This is a genomic window from Haladaptatus ordinarius (assembly GCF_054177595.1).
In genome coordinates this window covers 1-19,205 of the sequence record NZ_JBPEHH010000078.1, presented here as the reverse complement: position 1 = coordinate 19,205, position 19,205 = coordinate 1, and the positions used below count along the sequence as shown (strand labels likewise).

The 19,205-nt window shown below is 54.2% G+C and carries 14 protein-coding genes, 1 tRNA gene and 1 pseudogene; 8 read left to right on the top strand and 8 right to left on the bottom strand.

Translation table 11 applies throughout. The annotated features are described in order from the left end of the window. Window positions 1-91: 91 nt before the first annotated feature. A complete protein-coding gene (locus tag ACR3FF_RS20445) occupies window positions 92-226 on the bottom strand; it encodes a DUF7344 domain-containing protein (protein ID WP_458189980.1) in 135 nt (44 codons plus the stop codon). Window positions 227-669: 443 nt separating this feature from the next. Here ACR3FF_RS20445 and ACR3FF_RS20440 point away from each other — a divergent pair, with 443 nt between their 5' ends. Further along, entirely contained in the window at window positions 670-1,476 is an 807-nt protein-coding gene (locus ACR3FF_RS20440) for a M14 family metallopeptidase (protein ID WP_458189977.1), read from the top strand. On the opposite strand, the gene ACR3FF_RS20435 is transcribed toward ACR3FF_RS20440, so the two are convergent. Next, window positions 1,477-1,926 carry a UPF0179 family protein gene (locus ACR3FF_RS20435; protein WP_458189976.1) on the bottom strand — a complete coding sequence of 150 codons (450 nt, stop codon included), beginning with the start codon at window positions 1,924-1,926 and terminating at the stop codon, window positions 1,477-1,479. 25 nt (window positions 1,927-1,951) lie between these two features. Further along, complete coding sequence (locus ACR3FF_RS20430) at window positions 1,952-2,338, bottom strand: DUF5820 family protein (RefSeq protein ID WP_458189974.1); 387 nt, start codon at window positions 2,336-2,338, stop codon at window positions 1,952-1,954. A gap of 532 nt (window positions 2,339-2,870) precedes the next feature. On the opposite strand from ACR3FF_RS20430, the gene ACR3FF_RS20425 reads away from it, so the two are divergent. From ACR3FF_RS20425 to ACR3FF_RS20410, 4 genes are read left to right on the top strand one after another with little or no spacing between them, the layout of a single operon-like run. Next, entirely contained in the window at window positions 2,871-4,943 is a 2,073-nt protein-coding gene (locus ACR3FF_RS20425; RefSeq protein WP_458189973.1) for a PrkA family serine protein kinase, read from the top strand. Window positions 4,944-4,946: 3 nt separating this feature from the next. Continuing rightward, window positions 4,947-7,232: a PrkA family serine protein kinase gene (locus ACR3FF_RS20420; RefSeq protein WP_458189972.1), complete on the top strand. Its 2,286-nt coding sequence runs from the start codon at window positions 4,947-4,949 to the stop codon at window positions 7,230-7,232. Next, window positions 7,223-8,530 carry a YeaH/YhbH family protein gene (locus ACR3FF_RS20415; RefSeq protein WP_458189971.1) on the top strand — a complete coding sequence of 436 codons (1,308 nt, stop codon included), beginning with the start codon at window positions 7,223-7,225 and terminating at the stop codon, window positions 8,528-8,530. Before ACR3FF_RS20420 ends, ACR3FF_RS20415 begins: the two co-directional genes overlap by 10 nt. Further along, entirely contained in the window at window positions 8,527-10,509 is a 1,983-nt protein-coding gene (locus tag ACR3FF_RS20410; protein WP_458189970.1) for a SpoVR family protein, read from the top strand. Before ACR3FF_RS20415 ends, ACR3FF_RS20410 begins: the two co-directional genes overlap by 4 nt. Window positions 10,510-10,520: 11 nt before the next feature. Here ACR3FF_RS20410 and ACR3FF_RS20405 read toward each other — a convergent pair whose 3' ends face one another. From ACR3FF_RS20405 to ACR3FF_RS20390, 4 genes and pseudogenes are all read right to left on the bottom strand, one after another. Further along, window positions 10,521-11,207, bottom strand: a complete 687-nt coding sequence (locus tag ACR3FF_RS20405; RefSeq protein WP_458189978.1) for a DUF7344 domain-containing protein — start codon at window positions 11,205-11,207, stop codon at window positions 10,521-10,523. Then, a pseudogene (locus ACR3FF_RS20400) lies at window positions 11,190-11,687 on the bottom strand (DUF7504 family protein); the annotation flags it as partial. The pseudogene ACR3FF_RS20400 and the gene ACR3FF_RS20405, both read right to left, overlap by 18 nt. A gap of 286 nt (window positions 11,688-11,973) precedes the next feature. Beyond that, window positions 11,974-12,144: a hypothetical protein gene (locus ACR3FF_RS20395; RefSeq protein WP_458189969.1), complete on the bottom strand. Its 171-nt coding sequence runs from the start codon at window positions 12,142-12,144 to the stop codon at window positions 11,974-11,976. A gap of 192 nt (window positions 12,145-12,336) precedes the next feature. Then, window positions 12,337-12,411, bottom strand: a tRNA-Glu gene (locus tag ACR3FF_RS20390). An 854-nt stretch (window positions 12,412-13,265) separates the two neighbouring features. Between ACR3FF_RS20390 and ACR3FF_RS20385 the strand changes: the two genes are divergently transcribed. Together ACR3FF_RS20385 and ACR3FF_RS20380 are read left to right on the top strand one after the other, a co-directional pair. After that, a complete protein-coding gene (locus ACR3FF_RS20385; RefSeq protein WP_458189968.1) occupies window positions 13,266-13,562 on the top strand; it encodes a hypothetical protein in 297 nt (98 codons plus the stop codon). After that, window positions 13,519-14,493, top strand: a complete 975-nt coding sequence (locus ACR3FF_RS20380; RefSeq protein ID WP_458189966.1) for a hypothetical protein — start codon at window positions 13,519-13,521, stop codon at window positions 14,491-14,493. The genes ACR3FF_RS20385 and ACR3FF_RS20380 overlap by 44 nt, the downstream gene beginning before the upstream one ends. 1,457 nt (window positions 14,494-15,950) lie before the next feature. On the opposite strand, the gene ACR3FF_RS20375 is transcribed toward ACR3FF_RS20380, so the two are convergent. Then, the gene (locus ACR3FF_RS20375; RefSeq protein WP_458189964.1) at window positions 15,951-16,616 is read right to left on the bottom strand and encodes a hypothetical protein; all 666 of its coding nucleotides are present in this window, start codon (window positions 16,614-16,616) and stop codon (window positions 15,951-15,953) included. Between the two features lie 799 nt (window positions 16,617-17,415). On the opposite strand from ACR3FF_RS20375, the gene ACR3FF_RS20370 reads away from it, so the two are divergent. After that, on the top strand, window positions 17,416-17,994 hold the full coding sequence (locus ACR3FF_RS20370; protein WP_458189963.1) for a hypothetical protein: 579 nt from the start codon (window positions 17,416-17,418) through the stop codon (window positions 17,992-17,994). The last annotated feature ends 1,211 nt before the right edge of the window (window positions 17,995-19,205 follow it).

The following is a 19,205-nucleotide window of genomic DNA, read 5'->3' as shown; positions in this document are numbered from 1 at the left end:
CAACATATTCACGCCCCATCACAGCATCCAAGACAGTCTTCGTCTCATTTCGCGGTCTTTACCGTGTGAGGCGCAGCTTTTGCCGATGCAGTTATCGAGAGAGTGGACAACTAGCGAATTTCGGAACGTGGGCGTGGTATAGCGACACGTACGTCTTTTCGATTTCGTACTGCAGAACGTCTCCTTCAGGGACGTTCATCTCCCAGGCGGCGACCTTGGTTGCGATCTCCGTAAGCGATCATTCCGTTCCCGAGCGAAGCGTGTAGAGCAGATAGCGCCGTCGTGGATCTGCGAGCGACGTGAATACGTATTCTAGCTCCAGTACTCCCTCTCGAATCTCCGGCACTTCGCCTGGACTCCGGTGGAGAGTCGCTATCGGAGACGACCTCCGATAGCGACTCATCCCTGTTCGATTCTCGTCCAGTCATACCGTCTCTTCAGGCCGGTCTTTCATCAATGTTTATACCTCTATTCTCGCCAATACAATATATTTTCCTATCGATGGGATATGAATATATATGGCGTCGATTGACGGTACAGATCTGCGACACGAAGATGGTCGCTCCCCCGAACTCGTTGCGACCTCTCGACAGAGAAATCTTCGGCACACCCGCCTTGGATGAGCACGAGTGTAAAGTGCTTTCAGGCTCCGTCGGCTACTTCCATTAAATGCGCATCGAGCAGCTAGGTGAGGGGACGCCGGAAGTCGCCGTCGTCGGAGGGATTCACGGCGACGAACCGTGTGGTCCCCGTGCCATGGACCGACTGCTGGCCGAAGACCCGGACGTAGAGCGTCCAGTGAAGTTCGTGGTCGTGAACGAACGCGCGCTCGAACTCGGGGTTCGGTACGTGAACGAGGACCTGAATCGCGTGTTTCCGGGCGACCCGGACGCCGAGACCTACGAGCGCCGGTTGGCTCACGAACTGCTCGGAGAACTCCGCGACTGCACCGTGCTCTCTTTACACTCCACGCAGTCGTACGCCCGACCCTTCGCGCTCGTGGACAAGGTGAACGCCGTCGCGCGCTCTATCTGTCCGTATCTCCCCATCTCGGAACTGGTCGAAACCGACCGATTCACGAGGGGAAAACTCATCTCCCACCCCCACACCCTCGAAGTCGAGTGCGGACTGCAGGGAACCGACGAGGCGGCGGAGAACGGCTACCACCTCATCCGCGGGTTCCTCGCCGGAACCGGCGTCCTTCCGCTTCCGGAGGGTGACAACTCGGTGGAGGCGGGCCACCGTGAGGAGGTGACGGTCTACCGGTTGGACCAACCCGTGCGAAAGAACGGCGGCACCGAGTACGAGGTGCTGGTCGAGAACTTCCGACACGTCGAGGTGGGCGAGGCGTTCGCCAGCGCGGACGGCGAGGAACTGGTCGCAGCGGAATCGTTCGTCCCGGTGTTGATGTCCGCCTACGGCTACAAGGACATCTTCGGCTACACCGCAGAAGAGCTCGGCGTGTTGGGGAATTGACTACTCCTTTTCGGGCGCGAACTCGACCAACGTCAACTCGCGGTCGAGTAGACAGTAGTCGTGGGGTGGGTCGCCGACGATGTTCGAGATTCGATACTCTCGTCCGAACTCCGCTCCGGTGGGTTCGCAGAACTCGTGGCTCGGGCAATCGACGTGGGGGCACGGCCCTTCGAGTTTCGCGTTGCTTCCGGCGTAGGCGTTCTTCGCGGAGACGTTGGCACGAACACTCGTCGGCTCGACTTCGACGGCGGTGACCCCGTCGTCGTGGACGCCACAGGGGAGCGTCTGTGCGCCCTCTCGAACGTCCGTGACGCGGTATTTGACTCCCTCGGAGAGATTGAGACACTGGTTTCGATAGGGACAGCCTTCACAGGCGCTCGCCTCACCGTGGTAGACGAACTCCTGTCCGGCTTCGGCGAGGCGAGTGCCGATGAGCGTGATAGTAGACATGCTCGGGCGTAGGGCGGGGGGTCTGTTAAGCCTCTCGCCCCGTCAACTCGTCCAGTCGGTCGAGATAGGCCTCGCGAGGAATCTGGTAGCACGCTCGGTAATCTATCTCTCCCCGCGCGAACTCCGTGGCGAGTTCGACGGCGGCGTCGAGTGCGTCGTCCCGCGTCGAGAATCGTGGCGTCTTCGGCAAGGTCACGTCTGGTTCCAGGTAGAACTCGAGATACCACGCGTCGGTCGCACGCCGCTCCTGTGGCGGGCGGTTCGGCGTCCCCTGCGTGAGATAGATGGTGGGCAGACACTCGGGTGGGAACTGCTTCGTGTCGAACACGTCCAGACGGTACGCGAGGATGACCCGGCCGCCGGGTTCGGCGTTCCAGACCGTCCACGACTCCGGAAGTTCGGACTCGTCCATACCCGAACTGTGACGATGCATGGGGGTAAGAGTTGTCAGTCCGGAGCGACCGAGCGTATATAAAGCGTGGGCTGTCGAAGGTTTGCTGATTGCCCCGATACGAGGATTCCAGCCGTTTTAAGCGGTATATTCGTATGAAGTGGTTTATTAAACTAAATCACAACAGTCTTGTGGTTGGGCAACAGTTATATACCTCCGTATCCCTTCTATTAAATAGTATCGGGTGGTGGTTGCCCACACGGTACACGGTCTCAAACCACACTCGGTCGTGACTGAATCCCGTCGGAACGAGCCGCCCTCGTCGGCGACCGATGAACGTGGATGGCACGCACATGAACCCGCTACAGACGCAGCATTTCAGGCGGGCGCGCACGCCGTCGCCCGGACAGCCCCCCGCGAGAGCTATCCCGGTGTCCCGACCGACACACCTTTGTCGGTGTGTCGCTAGTCCGTATTCCCGCCGGCATTGGACCGCCCGGTTGGTTTCTCTCTCGCACGGTCCACTCCGCAGTCCCAAACAATACGTGATACAATGAAAGGTGACATTGAAACGCTGGAAGACCTCAGTCAAAGCTACCAGGAATCGATGCCTGAAGACCTCCGTGAAACGAAATCGTTCGAGTGGTATCTCCAAGAGGTGTACGACGATCCGAAAGTAGCACGGAACGCACACCAGCGCGTCGCCGATATGTTCGATTACTACGGCACGGAGTACGACGAGGACTCCGGCGTCGTCGAGTACCGCCTCGCGTCCGAAGACCCTCTGCACGACGGAGAGAACACGTTCTACGGACGTGAGATTCACCGCGCGATGCACGAGTTCGTCAACAAGGTGAAAAGCGGCGCGCGCGGACTCGGGCCCGAAAAGCGTATCAAACTCCTGCTCGGTCCTGTCGGGTCGGGGAAATCCGATTTCGACAGACAGGTTCGCAAATACTTCGAAGACTACACCCTCCGTGACGACGGCCGGATGTACACCTTCCGATGGACGAACCTCGGCGACGTCATCAAAGACCAGGACCCGGCCGACGACGTGGTTCGGTCGCCGATGAACCAGGACCCGCTGGTTTTGCTCCCGCTCGAACAGCGCCAGACGGTCATCGACGACATCAACGAACGACTCGACGCCCCGTACACCATCAAGAACGAACAGGCGCTCGACCCGGCGAGCGAGTTCTACATGGACGCTCTGTTGGCGTACTACGACGACGACATCCAGCAGGTGCTCGAAAACCACGTCGAAATCGTTCGCCTCGTCGCCAACGAGAACAAACGACAGGCGGTCGAGACGTTCGAGCCGAAAGACAAGAAAAATCAAGACGAGACCGAACTCACGGGCGACGTCAACTACTCGAAGATCGCCATCTACGGCGAGAGCGACCCGAGAGCGTTCGATTACTCCGGGGCGTTCTGTAACGCCAACCGCGGCATCTTCAGCGGTGAGGAACTGCTCAAACTCCAGCGGGAGTTCCTCTACGACTTCCTGCACGCCACCCAGGAACAGACCATCAAGCCGAAGAACAACCCCCGTATCGATATCGACCAGGTCATCGTCGGCCGGACGAACATGCCCGAGTACCGGGACAAGAAGGGCGACGAGAAGATGGAGGCGTTCAACGACCGCACCAAGCGAATCGACTTCCCGTACGTCCTGGAGTACGAGTCGGAGGCCGACATCTACCGGAAGATGCTCCGGAACGCCGACGTGCCTGACGTGCACATCGAACCCCACACCCTGGAGATGGCCGGGTTGTTCGGCGTGCTGACGCGCATCGAAGAACCCGACACCGAGACGGTCGAACTCCTCCAGAAGGCGAAAGCCTACAACGGGGAGACCGAAGACAGCGACGACATCGACGTGAAGAAACTCCGTGAGGAGGGAGAAGACAAAGCTGACATCGGTGAGGGGATGGAAGGCGTCTCGGCGCGGTTCATCGGCGACGAAATCGCCGAGGCGATCATGAACTCCACCCACCGAAGTCGCGGCTTCCTCAGCCCGCTCTCGGTGTTCAACCACTTCGAGGAGAACCTCGAGAATCACGGTTCCATCCCCGAAGAGAACTTCGAGACCTACTACCGATACCTCGAAGCGGTTCGCGGCGAGTACCGCGAACGAGCCATCGAGGACGTGCGACACGCACTGGCGTACGACATCGACGAGATCCAGCGACAGGGCGAGAAGTACATGGACCACGTGATGGCGTACATCGATGACGCCACGGTCGAAGACGAGTTGACGGGCCGCGAACAGGAACCCGACGAGAGTTTCCTCCGCGCCGTCGAAGAGAAACTCGAAGTCCCCCGCGACCGCAAGGACGACTTCCGACAGGAAGTGTCGAACTGGGTGTCGCGGCGCGCCCGCGAAGGGTCGCCGTTCAACCCGCAGGACAACGACCGCCTGCGCCGCGCGCTGGAGCGCAAACTCTGGGAAGACAAGAAACACAACATCAACTTCTCGGCGCTGGTGTCGGCCAACGAGATGGACAACGACGAACAGAACGCCTGGATAGACGCACTGATGGAACAGGGCTACTCGCGCGACGGCGCGAAGGAGGTGCTCGAGTTCGCCGGAGCAGAGGTCGCCCGCGCCGAAATGGAGGAGTGACCAGTGTCAGAAGGCATCGACTACATCGCCGACGCCGACCACGAACTCCGAGAGACCTACGAAGAACCGATGCGTCTCACCGAGTACGTGGACGCGGCGTTCGAGAACCCGACCATCGCCTCGCACGCGAGCAAGTACCTCCTGGAAGCCATCGAGTCGATGGGCACCCGAACCGTCGTCGAAGAGGGGGAGGAAAAAGAGCGGTATCGGTTCTTCGACGACCCGCACAACGACGGCGAACACGCCATCCTCGGCAACACGGAGGTGTTGAACGCCTTCGTCGACGACCTGCGGTCTATCGCGGCACGCCGAGGGAAAGAGGAGAAGATAATCTGGTTCGCCGGCCCGACCGCGACCGGAAAATCCGAACTGAAGCGATGTCTGGTCAACGGGCTACGCGAATATTCGAAGACCCCGGAGGGGCGACGGTACACCATCGAGTGGAACATCGCCACCGCCACCGAACCGTCCGGTCTCACCTACGGTGACGACTCGATGGCGTCGAGCGAGGACAACTGGTACGCCAGTCCTGTTCAGTCACACCCACTGCTCGTGTTTCCGCCGAAGGTGCGCGAACAACTCTTGGAGGAACTGAACGCCCGACTCGACGACCACATCGACATCCAGGTCGACGGCAAACTCGACCCGTTCAGCCGAGAGGCCTACGAGTATCTCGAAGAACAGTACCGCCGTAACGGCGAGGAGGAACTGTTCTCGGCCATCACGGACCCGGCCCACCTTCGGGTGAAAAACTACGTCGTCGACATCGGTGATGGCATCGGCGTCCTCCACTCCGAGGACAGCGGTCGTCCGAAACAACGACTCGTCGGCAGTTGGATGCAGGGGATGTTACAGGAACTCGACTCCCGCGGCCGCAAGAACCCCCAGGCGTTCAGCTACGACGGCGTGCTCTCGCAGGGCAACGGCCTGCTCACCATCGTGGAGGACGCCGCCCAGCACGCAGACCTCCTCCAGAAGTTGCTCAACGTCCCCGACGAGAAGTCGGTGAAACTGGACAAAGGTATCCAGATGGACATCGACACCCAACTGCTCATCATCTCGAACCCCGACCTCGAAGCGCAGTTGAACCAGCACTCCGACGCGGGCGGGGCCGACCCGCTTCGGGCGCTGAAACGCCGACTCGACCGTCGCGAGTTCGGTTACCTGACGAACCTCAGTCTGGAAGCCGAACTCATCCGGCGCGAACTCACCAACGAGACGGCAGTCTGGCAGGCGGACGTGTACGACGAACTCGAAGCCCGTATCCGTGAGCCCATCTCGGTCAGCGTCCGTGAGGGTACCGCCGTCCAGGAGCGCGAAATCGCGCCACATGCCATCGAGGCGGCGGCACTCTACAGCGTCGTCTCCCGCCTCGACGGGAGCGACCTCCCGTCTGGACACGACCTCGTCGACAAAGCCATCCTCTTCGACCAGGGGTACCTGCTGGACGGCGACGACCGAATCGAGAAGGACGACTTCGACTTCGACGACGACGCGGCGGACGGGACGGGCGGGATTCCGGTCACCTACACCCGCGACGTCCTCGCCGACCTGTTGAACGACGTTCGTGACCGCCACCACCCCGAGTACTCCGTCGAGCAGGTCATCATGCCCCGCGACGTGCTGAACGCGATGGCCGACGGCATCGGAGACGCACCCGTGTTCTCGGCGGCCGAGCGCACGGAGTTCGAAAACCGCCTCGTGCCCGTGAAAAACTACGTCTTCCAACGACAGGAAAGCGACGTGCTAGACGCCATCATGCGCGACCGCAGGGTCGACGAAGAGACGGTCGAAGAGTACATCGAGCACGTCTACGCGTGGGCGACCGGCGAGGTGGTCGAGAACGACCGTGGCGAGCGTATCGAACCCGACGCGTTGAAGATGAAGGTGTTCGAGACCGAACAGCTCGGTCGATTCGGCCCGGACGCCTACGAGGTGAACCACGAACCCAGTCCGGCGGTGGCGGAGTTCCGCCGGAACAAGGTCATCACCGCGCTGAACCGCCACGCGTGGGAGAGTCGGGACGAGTCCTTCGAGGTCGGCGACATCGAACCGAAGGAGGTCCCTGTCATCAAGACCGTGCTGGCGAACAACGACTGGGACGACGTGCGCCGGGTGTACGAAGACTTCGAACCCAGCCAGTGGGAGAACCCACCGACGAACACCGAGACGGCCGAAGTCAAGGAGAAGACGATACGGAACTTACAGGAGCTGTTCGGGTACTCGCCCGCGTCGGCCGAGCTGACCAGCCAACACGTCATGAATCAGGTGAGCTACAAATGGGACTGAGAGACGACCTCGAACGCTACCGCGAAGTGGGCGAAGAACGCCGGGAAGACCTCGCGGAGTTCATCCAGTACGGTGACCTCGGGCAGAGTCTCCCCGACGAGATTCACATCCCCATCAAGATAGTCGACCTCCCGGAGTTCCAGTACGACCGGCGCGACAAGGGTGGCGTCGGGCAAGGGAACCCGGACGTCGGCGACCCGGTCGGTCAGCCACAGCCACAACCGGGCGACGACGGCGAGGAGGGCGACCCCGGCGACGAGTCGGGCGAGCACGATTACTACGAGATGGACCCCGAGGAGTTCGCCGAGGAGTTGGATGACGAACTCGGACTCGACCTCGAACCGAAGGGAAAGGAGGTCATCGAGGAGATAGAGGGCGATTTCACCGACGTGACCAAGACCGGTCCGGACAGCACCCTCGACTTCGAGCGCATGTTCAAAGAGGGGCTAAAGCGCAAACTGGCGATGGACTTCGACCCCGATTTTATCCGCGAGGCGATGGGCGTCGAAGGCTGGGGGCCGGACGAGGTGTTCCGGTGGGCACGCGAGAACAGCTTCACCGTCTCGAAACACTGGGTCGAGGAGAACTACGACGCGCTGTCGGCGGACGAGCGCACGAAGTGGCAGAGCATCGAGGAGATGGAACGAGAGGTGACGCCCACGAGCACGGCCCAGAAGATTCGAGAGGAGGGCATCCGGCACGTCCCCTTCCGCCGGGAGGACGAACGCTATCGCTACCCCGAAATAATCGAGGAACGCGAGAAGAACGTCGTCGTTGTCAACATCCGCGACGTCTCCGGGTCGATGCGCGAGAAGAAACGCGAACTGGTCGAACGCACCTTCACGCCCCTCGACTGGTATCTCACGGGCAAGTACGACAACGCCGAGTTCGTCTACATCGCCCACGACGCGGAGGCGTGGCGAGTCGAACGCGACGAGTTCTTCGGGATTCGGTCGGGTGGCGGAACGAAGATATCCTCGGCCTACGAACTCGCCCGGCACATCTTGGAAGAGGAGTACCCGTGGACAGACTGGAACCGCTACGTGTTCGCGGCTGGCGACAGCGAAAACAGCCGAAACGACACCGAAGAGAACGTCATCCCGCTGATGGAGGAGATTCCGGCGAACCTCCACGCGTACGTCGAGACCCAACCCGAGGGCAAGGCCATCAACGCCACGCACGCCGAAGAGGTGGAGAAACACTTCACCGAAGCGGGGAACATCGCAGTGAGCTACGTCAACGGGCCGGAGGACGTGACAACGGCGATTTACGAGATTTTGAGCACGGAGGAGTCATGAACGAACGTATCGAAACCCAACGCGAAGCCGAACGGGTCAAAGAGCCGGTGGTGGAGGCGCGAAAACTCGCACAGAAACTCGGGCTCGACCCGTATCCCGTCAAGTACTGGATCGTAGACTACGACGAGATGAACGAACTCATCGCCTACGACGGGTTCCAGGAGCGGTACCCACACTGGCGATGGGGGATGAAGTACGACCGCCAGCAAAAGCAAGGTCAGTACCGTGGCGGCAAAGCGTTCGAAATCGTCATCAACGACGACCCCGCCCACGCGTTCTTACAGGAGTCGAACAGCATCGCCGACCAGAAGGCCGTCATCACGCACGTCGAAGCCCACTCCGACTTCTTCGCCAACAATCGCTGGTATCGGATGTTCGCGGACGAACTCGACGCGGCAGCGCTGCTCGAACGCCACGCGACTCGAATTCGGTCGCTCATGGCCGACCCGGAAATAGACCGTGAGGAGGTCGAGAAGTGGATAGACAACGTGCTCTGTCTCCAGGACAATATCGACCAGCATCAGGCGTTCAAACGACAACACCAGGAGCGAGACGAATCGCGAGAGACCGATGAACTCTCCGAAAAGCTCTCGGAGATGAATCTCAGCGACGAGGTGCGCGACGAAGTGTTCGACGAAGAGTGGCTCGAAGCCCAGCGCGAAAAGCAGGCCGGAAAACTCGAGGACCCCGAAAAAGACTTGCTCGCGTACCTCCTCGAACACGGGCGAGCCTACGACCCGGAGGAGGGCAAAGCCGTCGAGATGGAAGAGTGGCAAAAGGAGGTCCTCGAGATGTTGCGGACCGAGTCGTACTACTTCGCAGCCCAGAAGACGACGAAGGTGATGAACGAAGGCTGGGCGGCGTACTGGGAGTCGATGATGATGGGCGAGGAGTCGTTCGCGGGTACGGACGAGTTCATCGAATACGCAGACCACCAGGCACGGGTGCTTGGCTCACCCGGCCTGAACCCATACAAACTCGGCAAACAGTTGTGGGAGTATATCGAGAACACCGAAAACCGCCGTGAGGTCGCTCGACGACTCCTGCGAGTGAAAGGCATCACGTGGCGGAACTTCCACGATGTCGTCGACTTCGACCACGTGATGGAACTGCTCGACCCCGACCCGGCACTCGCCGCGGTGAGTTCGGAGACGCTCTCCGACCTCGAATCGGTCGACTCGGCGAAGATAGACGAGGACGGTCTAGAGCGGGCGAAAGCGGGCGAAATAGACGTGGACCGATACCCCTGGAAAGTGCTCTCGTACGAGGGGTTGGCGGAGCGGCACTTCTCGCTGTGTAAACTCCAGAGCCGAGGATTCCTCGAAGCCATCCCACAGTCCGACCTGGAGCAGTACTCTCGGTACATGATGGACGACGAGCGGTACGAGAGCGTCGAGGAGGCTCTCGCAGACGTCGAGTACACGACCGGCTGGGACCGGATGTACGACGTTCGGGCGAGCCACAACGACGTGACGTTTCTGGACGGGTTCCTGACCAAGGAGTTCGTCACCGACAACAACTACTTCACCTACGAGTTCAGCCAGACGACGGGCGATTATCGTGTGTCGAGCACGGAGTACGAGGACGTAAAGAAGAAGCTGATGCTCCAGTTTACGAACTTCGGCAAGCCGACGATCGCCGTGTACGACGGAAACTACGAGAATCGCAACGAACTCCTGCTCGGTCACCACTACAACGGCGTCATGCTCGACATCCCACAGGCGACGCGGACGTTAGAGCGCATCTACGACCTCTGGGGTCGTCCGGTGAACCTGATGACTATCGTGAAAGAGCTAGACGAGCGAGACGCCGAAATCGCTCGCCGCCGTGACCGCGAACCGGAACCCGAGGAGAAAGGCAAACTCCTGCGCTACGACGGTGAGGAGTTCGAGATGGAGGACCTGCCGTGGAGCGAAGTCGAGGACATCGCCGCGACGGAAGTCGATTACAACACGAAACCGGACGAGTGGCTGGCCTGAGGGAAGCCTGATTACTCCGTCTCGTACTCGTACACTTTGATTTCACCACCGTCCACGACGACCTCGTACGCGCCGTACTGAAAACGCGTGTAAACCGAGATTTCTTCGCGCTCGGCGAGTCGCTGGAGCGCGTCCACGTTGACGACGTCGGAGAGGGGTGGTCGTAGTTCGGCCGGTGGAACGTCGGTCACCGCGCTTATCGCTCGTGCCACCGTCACGACGACCGAGTCCCGCGCAGTGCCGTACACCGTCCAGTAGGCTTCCTTCGCGTCGTCTATCGACGCTCCAGTCGTCGTGAGGTTTTCCCCGTTCGAGAGGCGGAGTTCCGCCTCGGGCGGGGTCTCGTCTGCCCCTGCGAGTCTGACGTACCGCTCTAACTCGTCTTCACTCAGCGAGGTCGAGATGGTGTCGCCATCGAGTTCGACGACACCTGCTTCGACCAGTTTCGGCAGATGAACGTGGTGAAGCGTGATTCGAACGCGCTCTCTGACGTCTTCACTCGGTACACCGTTCGACTCCCACTCGGCGATTTTGTCTGCGACGGAGTTTACGTCTGCGGTGGCCGAAATCTGGGCGAGATACCGGCAGACGAACCGCCGTCGCCGAGAGTCGATGAGCGTCGAAAGGACATCCGCCGAGAGACGGGGGTCGGCTCGTTTCGACCCGCCGACGCTGGTCTCGAACACCGACCGAAGCATGGCGATAGTGTCCTCGTCGTGTGCCGCTTCGTCGAGGTGGAAGTGAGCGACCACGCCGAGCGACCGGAGGTAACTGGTGAGCGAGCGGAGAAATCGGAAGACGACGGTACTGTCGACGTGGTGGAGTAACGTCGTCACCGAATCGAAGCAGAATATCGTCGTCCGGTCGTCCGTGGACCACTCGTCCAAAAAGAGGTAGATGGCCGTTTCGAGTCGACCGAGACTATTCGGCCGGGAGAGCGCTACGACGTTATGGTCGCTCACCGAGTGCATTCCCCGAGTCTCCTGTCGCGTTTCGGGGTCGGTTTCGACGGTGATGATGCCGAACTCGGCTGGTTTTTCACCTATCAAAGAGTGCCAGTGTTCTATCAACTCCGTGGACGACTGCTCGTTGGTGACGACGAGTACGTTTTCGTCCTTCGGGTCACCGGTCGTCAATCGGTCGACGCACTCGGCCGAATCGCGAGTTCCGATAGCGCCGGAGAAAAGGAGGCGATTTCAGGGCCGGAGGGAGAATCTGTTACATTCGTCATATCTATGATATTCTGTCGATAATTCCTCACCCTTTCACGGCGAACCTATCGTCAGACAATATCGTATTAAAGCGTTCCAGAATAATAAAGGTGTCAACTCATAATCTTGTTCTTTTGAAAATCTCAACGCCGTATTCGGTCGTCTTCGTGGCGAATTTAAATTTCTAACTGCTAAATTGTTATGGCGTAAGACTGATATATTGGTTGAAAAAACCGGACGGAGTGGTGTTCGTCTACTTGCCGGGTTCGACGATTATCTCGCCGTCGCATTCTTTGAATACGACGACGTCTCCTTCCTCTAGTTCGACACCCCGTTCGGTGAGCGCTTCACGAACAGCTTTGATGAGGCTGATACGCCACCGCTGAGCGATTTTCGTCGTCCCCAAAATCTCCTCGTCGGTCATCGTCACTCGGTACGAAATTGACGGAGTTATGTATTTGTAGCTATTTTACCGAACGAGACGATAGTGTCACGATAGTCTCTTCTCTCGGTATCGTCTCCACCCTCGCCGCCGGTGACGAGGTGAAGTTCTCCGCTGCAATCGCTCTCCTTCGAACCAGCGGCTGTCCTCTTCGTCGTCGCGTCGTTGGAAAAATGCTCGGTAGGGGATTTGAACCCCTGTCCTCGGCTCGAAAGGCCAAGATGATTGGCCGGACTACACCAACCGAGCGTGCGCCTACGGCGCTTTCAGTCAGCTTTCCGGCCTTCTTTTCACACGTGGTAACAGGTTAAACGGAACCATTCTTTATAAAACCTGCTTTAACGGCCTATAGCCGAATAAAATTGGAAAGAACGCCGTCGTAGGGTATGCCCTAATATCTGACTCTATATTGATTGACCAGCAGGCTGGCGGGAAGAGACGGCAGAGCTATCTTCAGCTTGCCCTCAGATAGTGGCTTTTCTCTCCTCTCATCGACTGCTGATACCGCCTACTGACTATCCGACAGGCAACCATCGACGAGACGCCGAAATTGGTCTGGCAATCGTGAGAGGCAATATTCTTCTTTTATATACCGGTTACCGTACCTTGACCATTCACCCCATCGCAGACTGGTGGTTTTGGTGTGTAGTGTCTACTACAAGAGGGAAGAAAGAACACTAAAAGACACCCACCGAGAGGAAACACCAGTGTTAGATTAAGCAGAGCAACCATAGCACTCCCCCACTCCTTCTATATCAGAGCTGGTGTCAGTGCTAATAATGAAAATAATTGGTCTGTAGGTCTAGTTGGCCCTTCGGGCTTTTCCCGGCACAACTTTATTGATTTGTTGTCTATTCTTCTCATCTTCCATAAATTAGTTACTATGACAAATGTAAGCGTCATTAAACACGAGATTATTCAACTAGTATTCAATTTGTTGTCACAAAGCCCAACTCCATCCATAACACCATTCAATTAGTAGTAAAATTATTTGGCTTGACTTTTTTAACATAATATCGAAAGCACACAATATTTTTATCTGCGGTCAAACATGTCTGGCCAAAATGCTTTTAGCCAGATGAGTATATCTCCTCCATAGAGAAATGGGTTTGTTAGACTGGCTATTAGGAAGGAGAAAGAGAAGACGAGGAGGACCAGAACCAGGGCCTGTGCCAGCACCAGGACCAGGGCCAGGGCCAGAAGGGGGAAGAAAAAAGAGAAAGCGTAAAGGACCAGGGCTAGTGTCGTACTCCAAAAGATTCCTTGAATTTGGACTATTATTAATTTATTTGTATATCTCCTACAAGATATATAAAAAAACGGTAAAGAAATTAGATGAGGTCAACCACCAATATTATGAAGAAGAAAGGGCCACTAGATGGAGAAAAGAACGACAGTAATGCTGTTCAGGAGTTCTTATTGGAGTCAATAAAAGAGGACATACAATCTAGGAAGCAAGATATACAAAACACTCATGAACAGGGAATAAAGCTGATAGAAATAATTGTAGCGGTTTCTACCCTATCCCTATCATTGCTAACTTTTGCTTTTAAAGAAGGAAATATATATCAAGTAGATGGTGTTAAAGGAATCAAATCGTACTATACATTAACATCTATATTATTATTACTTTTTGCAGTTTCCTTTCTTTTACTATCTTTACGAGCTACAAACTTATCAGCAATTGATTATCGTGATTTCTTACCAATTCCACCAGACATCGATGGACAAGATTATCATCGTATTATTATGAAATCCTACAATAAAAACTACATGTATGTTAATTCGAAAGCAAGTAAGATTCGTATATCTTTCACATTTGGTTTAATAATCTCTACACTGGGATTTGTATTTTTAATTCTTGCTATAGGAAGCGCATTATCGGTTTACAGCGGTTTTCTCATAAAATTCCAAATTGGAATCATACCTACTATTCTAATTTTTTCGGCTTACCTTGTAAAAAAATATTTTGATAATGTCGAGTGGGCGGAGATTTTATACCTTGATGATATCTATAATGAGATGACAGAGTTGCATTTTTTCGGAAGAAAGATTATTGGTGAATATCCTAATGAAATAGCGGGGAAGAAAAACCCCGACTTGGTGGTTTATTCACGCCCAGGAAAGACTCATAGGATTTTTGTAGACAATTTAGATGGAGGAGAACATCAACTGGAAGTCAAAGACATAAGAGGAAATTGTATAGATAGAACAAAAACTATGACGGAGAAGTGGGAAAAAGATACTATTGAAATCCCTCCTGACAGAGTTCCTTATAGATATTTCTGTCGAAAACATGAAGGGAGTGAAGGAGGTTATCTTAGGAGATAATAGTGTAGACACAACTTTAAATCAAAATATCAAAAAATTATATAATATATAAAAATTATTCATACAAAACGGAAAATAATCTGTTTCATTCAGAGAGAGTCCAGAGTACCGGCACGAAGCGGGGCAGGCAATAGAACAACCGTAGAAAGTCAAGACGGCTAATGCATTCTTGTGTTCCACTTCGAGCCTTTCGAGTGTATGTCCGAAATGCTGAATATCGACGAACCAACTCCGACCGCGCGCAAGAAACCGCAGGTAGAGGGCTCAGAAGTCTCATTCCTGCCCTTTAAGATTTTTCAGAACGCCAATTTAGTCGTATTCCTGCCAATTGTGTCATTTCGTTGACCATGGTGAACACCCTTTGGAGCCGATTTTGTGCAGGTCGAAGGGGGGTATATAAACCCTTTACCTTTGTATTATATGAGGAGGGGAGTCAGAATGCAGTCCATTGACTCACCGCAGATGTTTGCTCACGGCACTCTGCTCGATTCCAACTGGTCGAAGGCCAGTATGTGAGATACGTAAGCCACTCGATTGAGGTTAAGGCGCTTATCTACAGGGTATGCGTCTCGCACACTGTTACGGATGGTAGGCGGCCAGACGCAAGCAAGCTAATCTGAGGAACACAACTCGGGGCAGCTGATGACTGTGTCCGGCGACTAACAGCCTTTAGGTAGAGTCCGAAGCAAGAGCGGCTGAGGAGTGGCACCCCGGCTATTAGGGGCGTTTTTGCAATTGTACAAAAGCGTGTTAACCAGCAGCAAAGGGTCAGAATCAGGACGACCGTCAGAAGTGTCCACTATTATGGCTCGAAGGCGGCACAGAAAAGGCAGTTATGAGTAAGTCCAACAGTAGAGTACAGAGGTTCACAGCCGTGGTCTGGGCTATTCCGTGTTTCTTGCCACTGCTAATAGACGCTGCGATGAGAATTACGTAGATATCCTTTGGCAGTCACTTCGAGCCGTTATAGGGGAAGTCCTGCAGAAAGACGCGAAGCAGCGGATGGGTCAGAGGACATTGGTTGGAGACATGTCACAGAGGCCAATTTTGAAACTATATCAGTAGAGTACGTGATATTTCCTTTGCTGTCGCCTTCGAGCCGGTACAAAGGTTCCCTCGATACCAAGTAGGACCTCTGCAGCACCATATGATTAAACTATTTAGCTGACTTTGTTCGAGCCAGATTGGGATAACCCCTTCAGATGGTGCCCTGATTACGTGAGCTTGTATTTTTTCAGGAGTTGTCGTTGGAGGTACTGTAGTTGGGAATTACCCACAGTTATTAGAAATTGAGACATCAAGTCATCTTGAGGGTTAAAACATTGGCATCCTCCACCGAGCAGTGTAATAAGGAAAGTTAGCTCAAAAAATTCTAGGATTTCAGTATTTATTAATAGTCTTCTTCATATATGAAAAAGCGTTAATAGGTATTGCGGCTTCCTGTTGGTATTTAGAATTCATTTGTCATCTCCCAAACTATTATGTCCATCATCTGACTTTTCGTTCAAGAAGTTTGTAAAGAATTCGTTTATCAAAACCACGACATGAGAATAATAGTAATATTTTGACGCATCCCATGAAATCAATGACAGCAAGAGCAAACCTAATCCAGACAACAAATACAGCGGGTTTCCAGAATACAACCCATTAGCTACATATAGTATACAGAAAATTCCAAAAATAAGAGATGCGCTATGAAAAAGGTCATGAAGTGTATGGAATTTTTGTACTCGTCCACTGCCCTTTTTTTCACTATACAAATGGGACTTGGTAGTGTGATATAGCTCGTTTCCTGTTTCTTCCTTTTTTAAACCAAAATATCCTGGTGCATAACTGAAAAATTTGTTTTGTATATGTGGTCTCTTATTTTTTGGCCTTTTTGATTCTATTTTAAAGTATGGGTTTTTTATCGGGAAATATTTATTCACAATACGGAAGCTTATTTGACCAAGAAGATAGCCAATAAGCAGAACATACGTTAATAAGACAACCTGATTCATATTCACAATATCATCTATTACTCTCTTTGGAACAAAAGGATAAACCAACAATATTACGATAGAGCCAGGTACAATGAAGGAAAAGAAGTCAAAGAGGTCATAATCTGGCACGCCATTTCCCATAGCCCTGGTTATCGGTTGGGACTCTATTATATGTTTCTAAATATTCGCTATGTTTTGTCATATTATGTTGACGTACCCCCTCCTTCTCTACTGTACTATACACAAGAAACTCTGTGCTCTCAACTGCCGAAATAGTTGAAGTACTCTCAAAAACTGTTCAGAGAGGAAATTTCTCAACATCTGTTGTCCATGTCGTCTTCGCGCCTGAAGGAAGGTCATCCCTCAATAGGTATCACAACACACTCAAACAGTGGGTTTTCTGGACGCTCACAGAGTGCTGGAGCCGACCGCAAGTTGTCTGAAGGAAATACAACTTGGGAACAGTCGAGACGCCCTGTGGGTCTCAGAAGCTGGATTTTTTCTTTATATACTACACACGAGACTCTGGACATCTACCCCATGCAGTCTGCTGATTCTCGCACCATAACATAGGTGGGTGTGTGGGGGTACTGTAGAGTATACGGACTACACGGAGGAGTTACACACAAAGGGGAAGTGCAGACAGACTCCAGCGTACCGCTGTCAGAGGTGACAGGGAACTCGACATGGTCGTAAGAGCCAGTACATGGCTTCACCCGGTACTCCCCAAGACGGGAGCTAAAGCTTTTCAAGCGGAAACATTCGCGCCTTCACAGTGTTTACTCCCGTCTCACTTTAAATACCTGTTAACCAAGTTGCAATTGCCAATCTGGTAATCAGGAACACCGATAGAAACAGGCCTGAACGGTCGAAGGCGTTATCACCAGAACTGGCAAACTTGGTCTGGTAGTACTGACCCGCTCAATGGGAGAGAAATACAATGCCAGATAATCAGCAACAGACCACAACGAATCGTATCGACCGTCGCAGCATCCTGAAATATGGGGCACTCGCAACCGGTGGCACCGCGCTCACCGCATCCAGTGGGATTGGTGCAGCCCAACAAGGCAACCAGTCGGGGTCGCCAGACGTGTTGCCGGTCTACATGCTCGACTCACAGATTTACCAAGAGGAGTACGAAGTCGTGTCCGGGCCACTTCAAGACGACCCTCCGGTGACGAGTGAAAACGGGAATCCCATTGACCTCTCAAGTCACGATACATTTGTGGCCAAATACAATGATGGGGTCAATTCGCTCGCGTTCCTCTTCCCGCACCAAGACGCTGGATTCGAAGTCGGAGAGACGTATGAACTGGCGGAGATGTCAAGACAGGAAACCCGGGTTGTGAACCAATGGAGCAAACGGGTGACACAACAGGGGCCCGGCGGAGCGAGTGTGTCAAATAAACGCACACAAAACAAAGAGAAGTACAGAAAAGGCTCAGACGGTGGCTCAGGCGGTGGCGATATAAATCCCAGCAGTATTTTCCCGGTGTTTCCGCTTCCAGTGTCGCCATAGCCCGCAGCAGAGTGCACACTCAGAGAGTCAATTTTGTTTGAGATTATTTGGGATATCGAACTTACTCGGTGATATTCTTGATAAGAGAACAGATTAAATCCTCGTCCAGAGAAGACTCATAGTACTGGCACGAAGCACGGCGGGCAATAGATAGAGTGTAGCAAGCCAAGACTGGTACTGTGTTCTCGTGTTCCACTTCGCGCCTTTACAGTGGATGGTCTGAATGCTGAATATCTAAACCAATTCCGACCGCGCACAAGAAACAGCAGGTAATAAGGTAAGTTGGCTCGAAAATTCTTGAGTTTTTCTTTATATACTTCTTACGCGAACCTGTTCACTTAACCCAGTGCAGTCTGGTGGTTCTCGCACCATAACATAGTGTGGTGGTGGGTGGGTAATAGAAGACAAAGAGACAACGTCTGTGTGGGGACAGAGGCAGTAAAGGAAAGAGTAAGAGAAACTGAGCAACCATAGTCTCACTATTTTCCTATCAGGGCCGGTGTCAGTGCTAACCAAGAAAATACTCTGGTCTGTAGGTCTTGTCAGCGGGCTCAGAACGGTTGAAAGGATAATCATCGGAGTTGTTCCCTCCCTCGTTCTATGAGTGTCAGACCACGACTTTTCTCGGTATCTGAAACCAGAGAAAAGGTGACCGGTGATGTTAGCCTAACCTCCTGGGAGCCTCGACGTGGTCATAGTCGTCTGGGTAAGCGTTGAGAATACTCTGAAATTGTCTTTGAGTGATATCTGATTTGAAGCTAGCCCCGAACTGCACCTTAAACCACTCCCACGCTGGATTCCAACCATGTTTAAGAAGCCGACATGCCACTCGCCATCGTTCCATGTGGCCCAGCGTCTCAACGCCTTCCTGTTCGGCTTTCCGCTGGAGTTCGCCAGCTTCGGTCGGGGTGTGTTCGTGCCGGGCGGTTGTTCCTGCCTGTTCAGAGGATGAAGTAGTGCTGTGTGACCGTCCAGAACTGCCCACATCATATCCTCGGCCCTCCATGAAGTCCAATGCGGCTTGATGGGTTCCGTCTTCTCCCGTTAGGAGATTGCCTACTGTCGCTGCCTCCAGTGAGCTAACGTCCATAATCGCTAGATGTCCGCTCTATCGATGAAAACGCAGATTGAATCGTCATTATTCACCAGTGATGAGCCTTGAGTACGGTGCTTTCGACTGAGGCGGCAAGTATCTGACCAAAAGTAGTCCG

Excerpts from the sequence above, each read along its gene's own strand:
- ACR3FF_RS20440 (WP_458189977.1), top strand. The coding sequence starts at position 670 with ATGCGCATCGAGCAGCTAGGTGAGGGGACGCCGGAAGTCGCCGTCGTC.
- ACR3FF_RS20435 (WP_458189976.1), bottom strand. The coding sequence starts at position 1,926 with ATGTCTACTATCACGCTCATCGGCACTCGCCTCGCCGAAGCCGGACAG.
- ACR3FF_RS20430 (WP_458189974.1), bottom strand. The coding sequence starts at position 2,338 with ATGGACGAGTCCGAACTTCCGGAGTCGTGGACGGTCTGGAACGCCGAA.
- ACR3FF_RS20425 (WP_458189973.1), top strand. The coding sequence starts at position 2,871 with ATGAAAGGTGACATTGAAACGCTGGAAGACCTCAGTCAAAGCTACCAG.
- ACR3FF_RS20415 (WP_458189971.1), top strand. The coding sequence starts at position 7,223 with ATGGGACTGAGAGACGACCTCGAACGCTACCGCGAAGTGGGCGAAGAA.
- ACR3FF_RS20410 (WP_458189970.1), top strand. The coding sequence starts at position 8,527 with ATGAACGAACGTATCGAAACCCAACGCGAAGCCGAACGGGTCAAAGAG.
- ACR3FF_RS20405 (WP_458189978.1), bottom strand. The coding sequence starts at position 11,207 with ATGCTTCGGTCGGTGTTCGAGACCAGCGTCGGCGGGTCGAAACGAGCC.
- ACR3FF_RS20395 (WP_458189969.1), bottom strand. The coding sequence starts at position 12,144 with ATGACCGACGAGGAGATTTTGGGGACGACGAAAATCGCTCAGCGGTGG.
- ACR3FF_RS20385 (WP_458189968.1), top strand. The coding sequence starts at position 13,266 with ATGGGTTTGTTAGACTGGCTATTAGGAAGGAGAAAGAGAAGACGAGGA.
- ACR3FF_RS20380 (WP_458189966.1), top strand. The coding sequence starts at position 13,519 with ATGAAGAAGAAAGGGCCACTAGATGGAGAAAAGAACGACAGTAATGCT.
- ACR3FF_RS20375 (WP_458189964.1), bottom strand. The coding sequence starts at position 16,616 with ATGGGAAATGGCGTGCCAGATTATGACCTCTTTGACTTCTTTTCCTTC.
- ACR3FF_RS20370 (WP_458189963.1), top strand. The coding sequence starts at position 17,416 with ATGCCAGATAATCAGCAACAGACCACAACGAATCGTATCGACCGTCGC.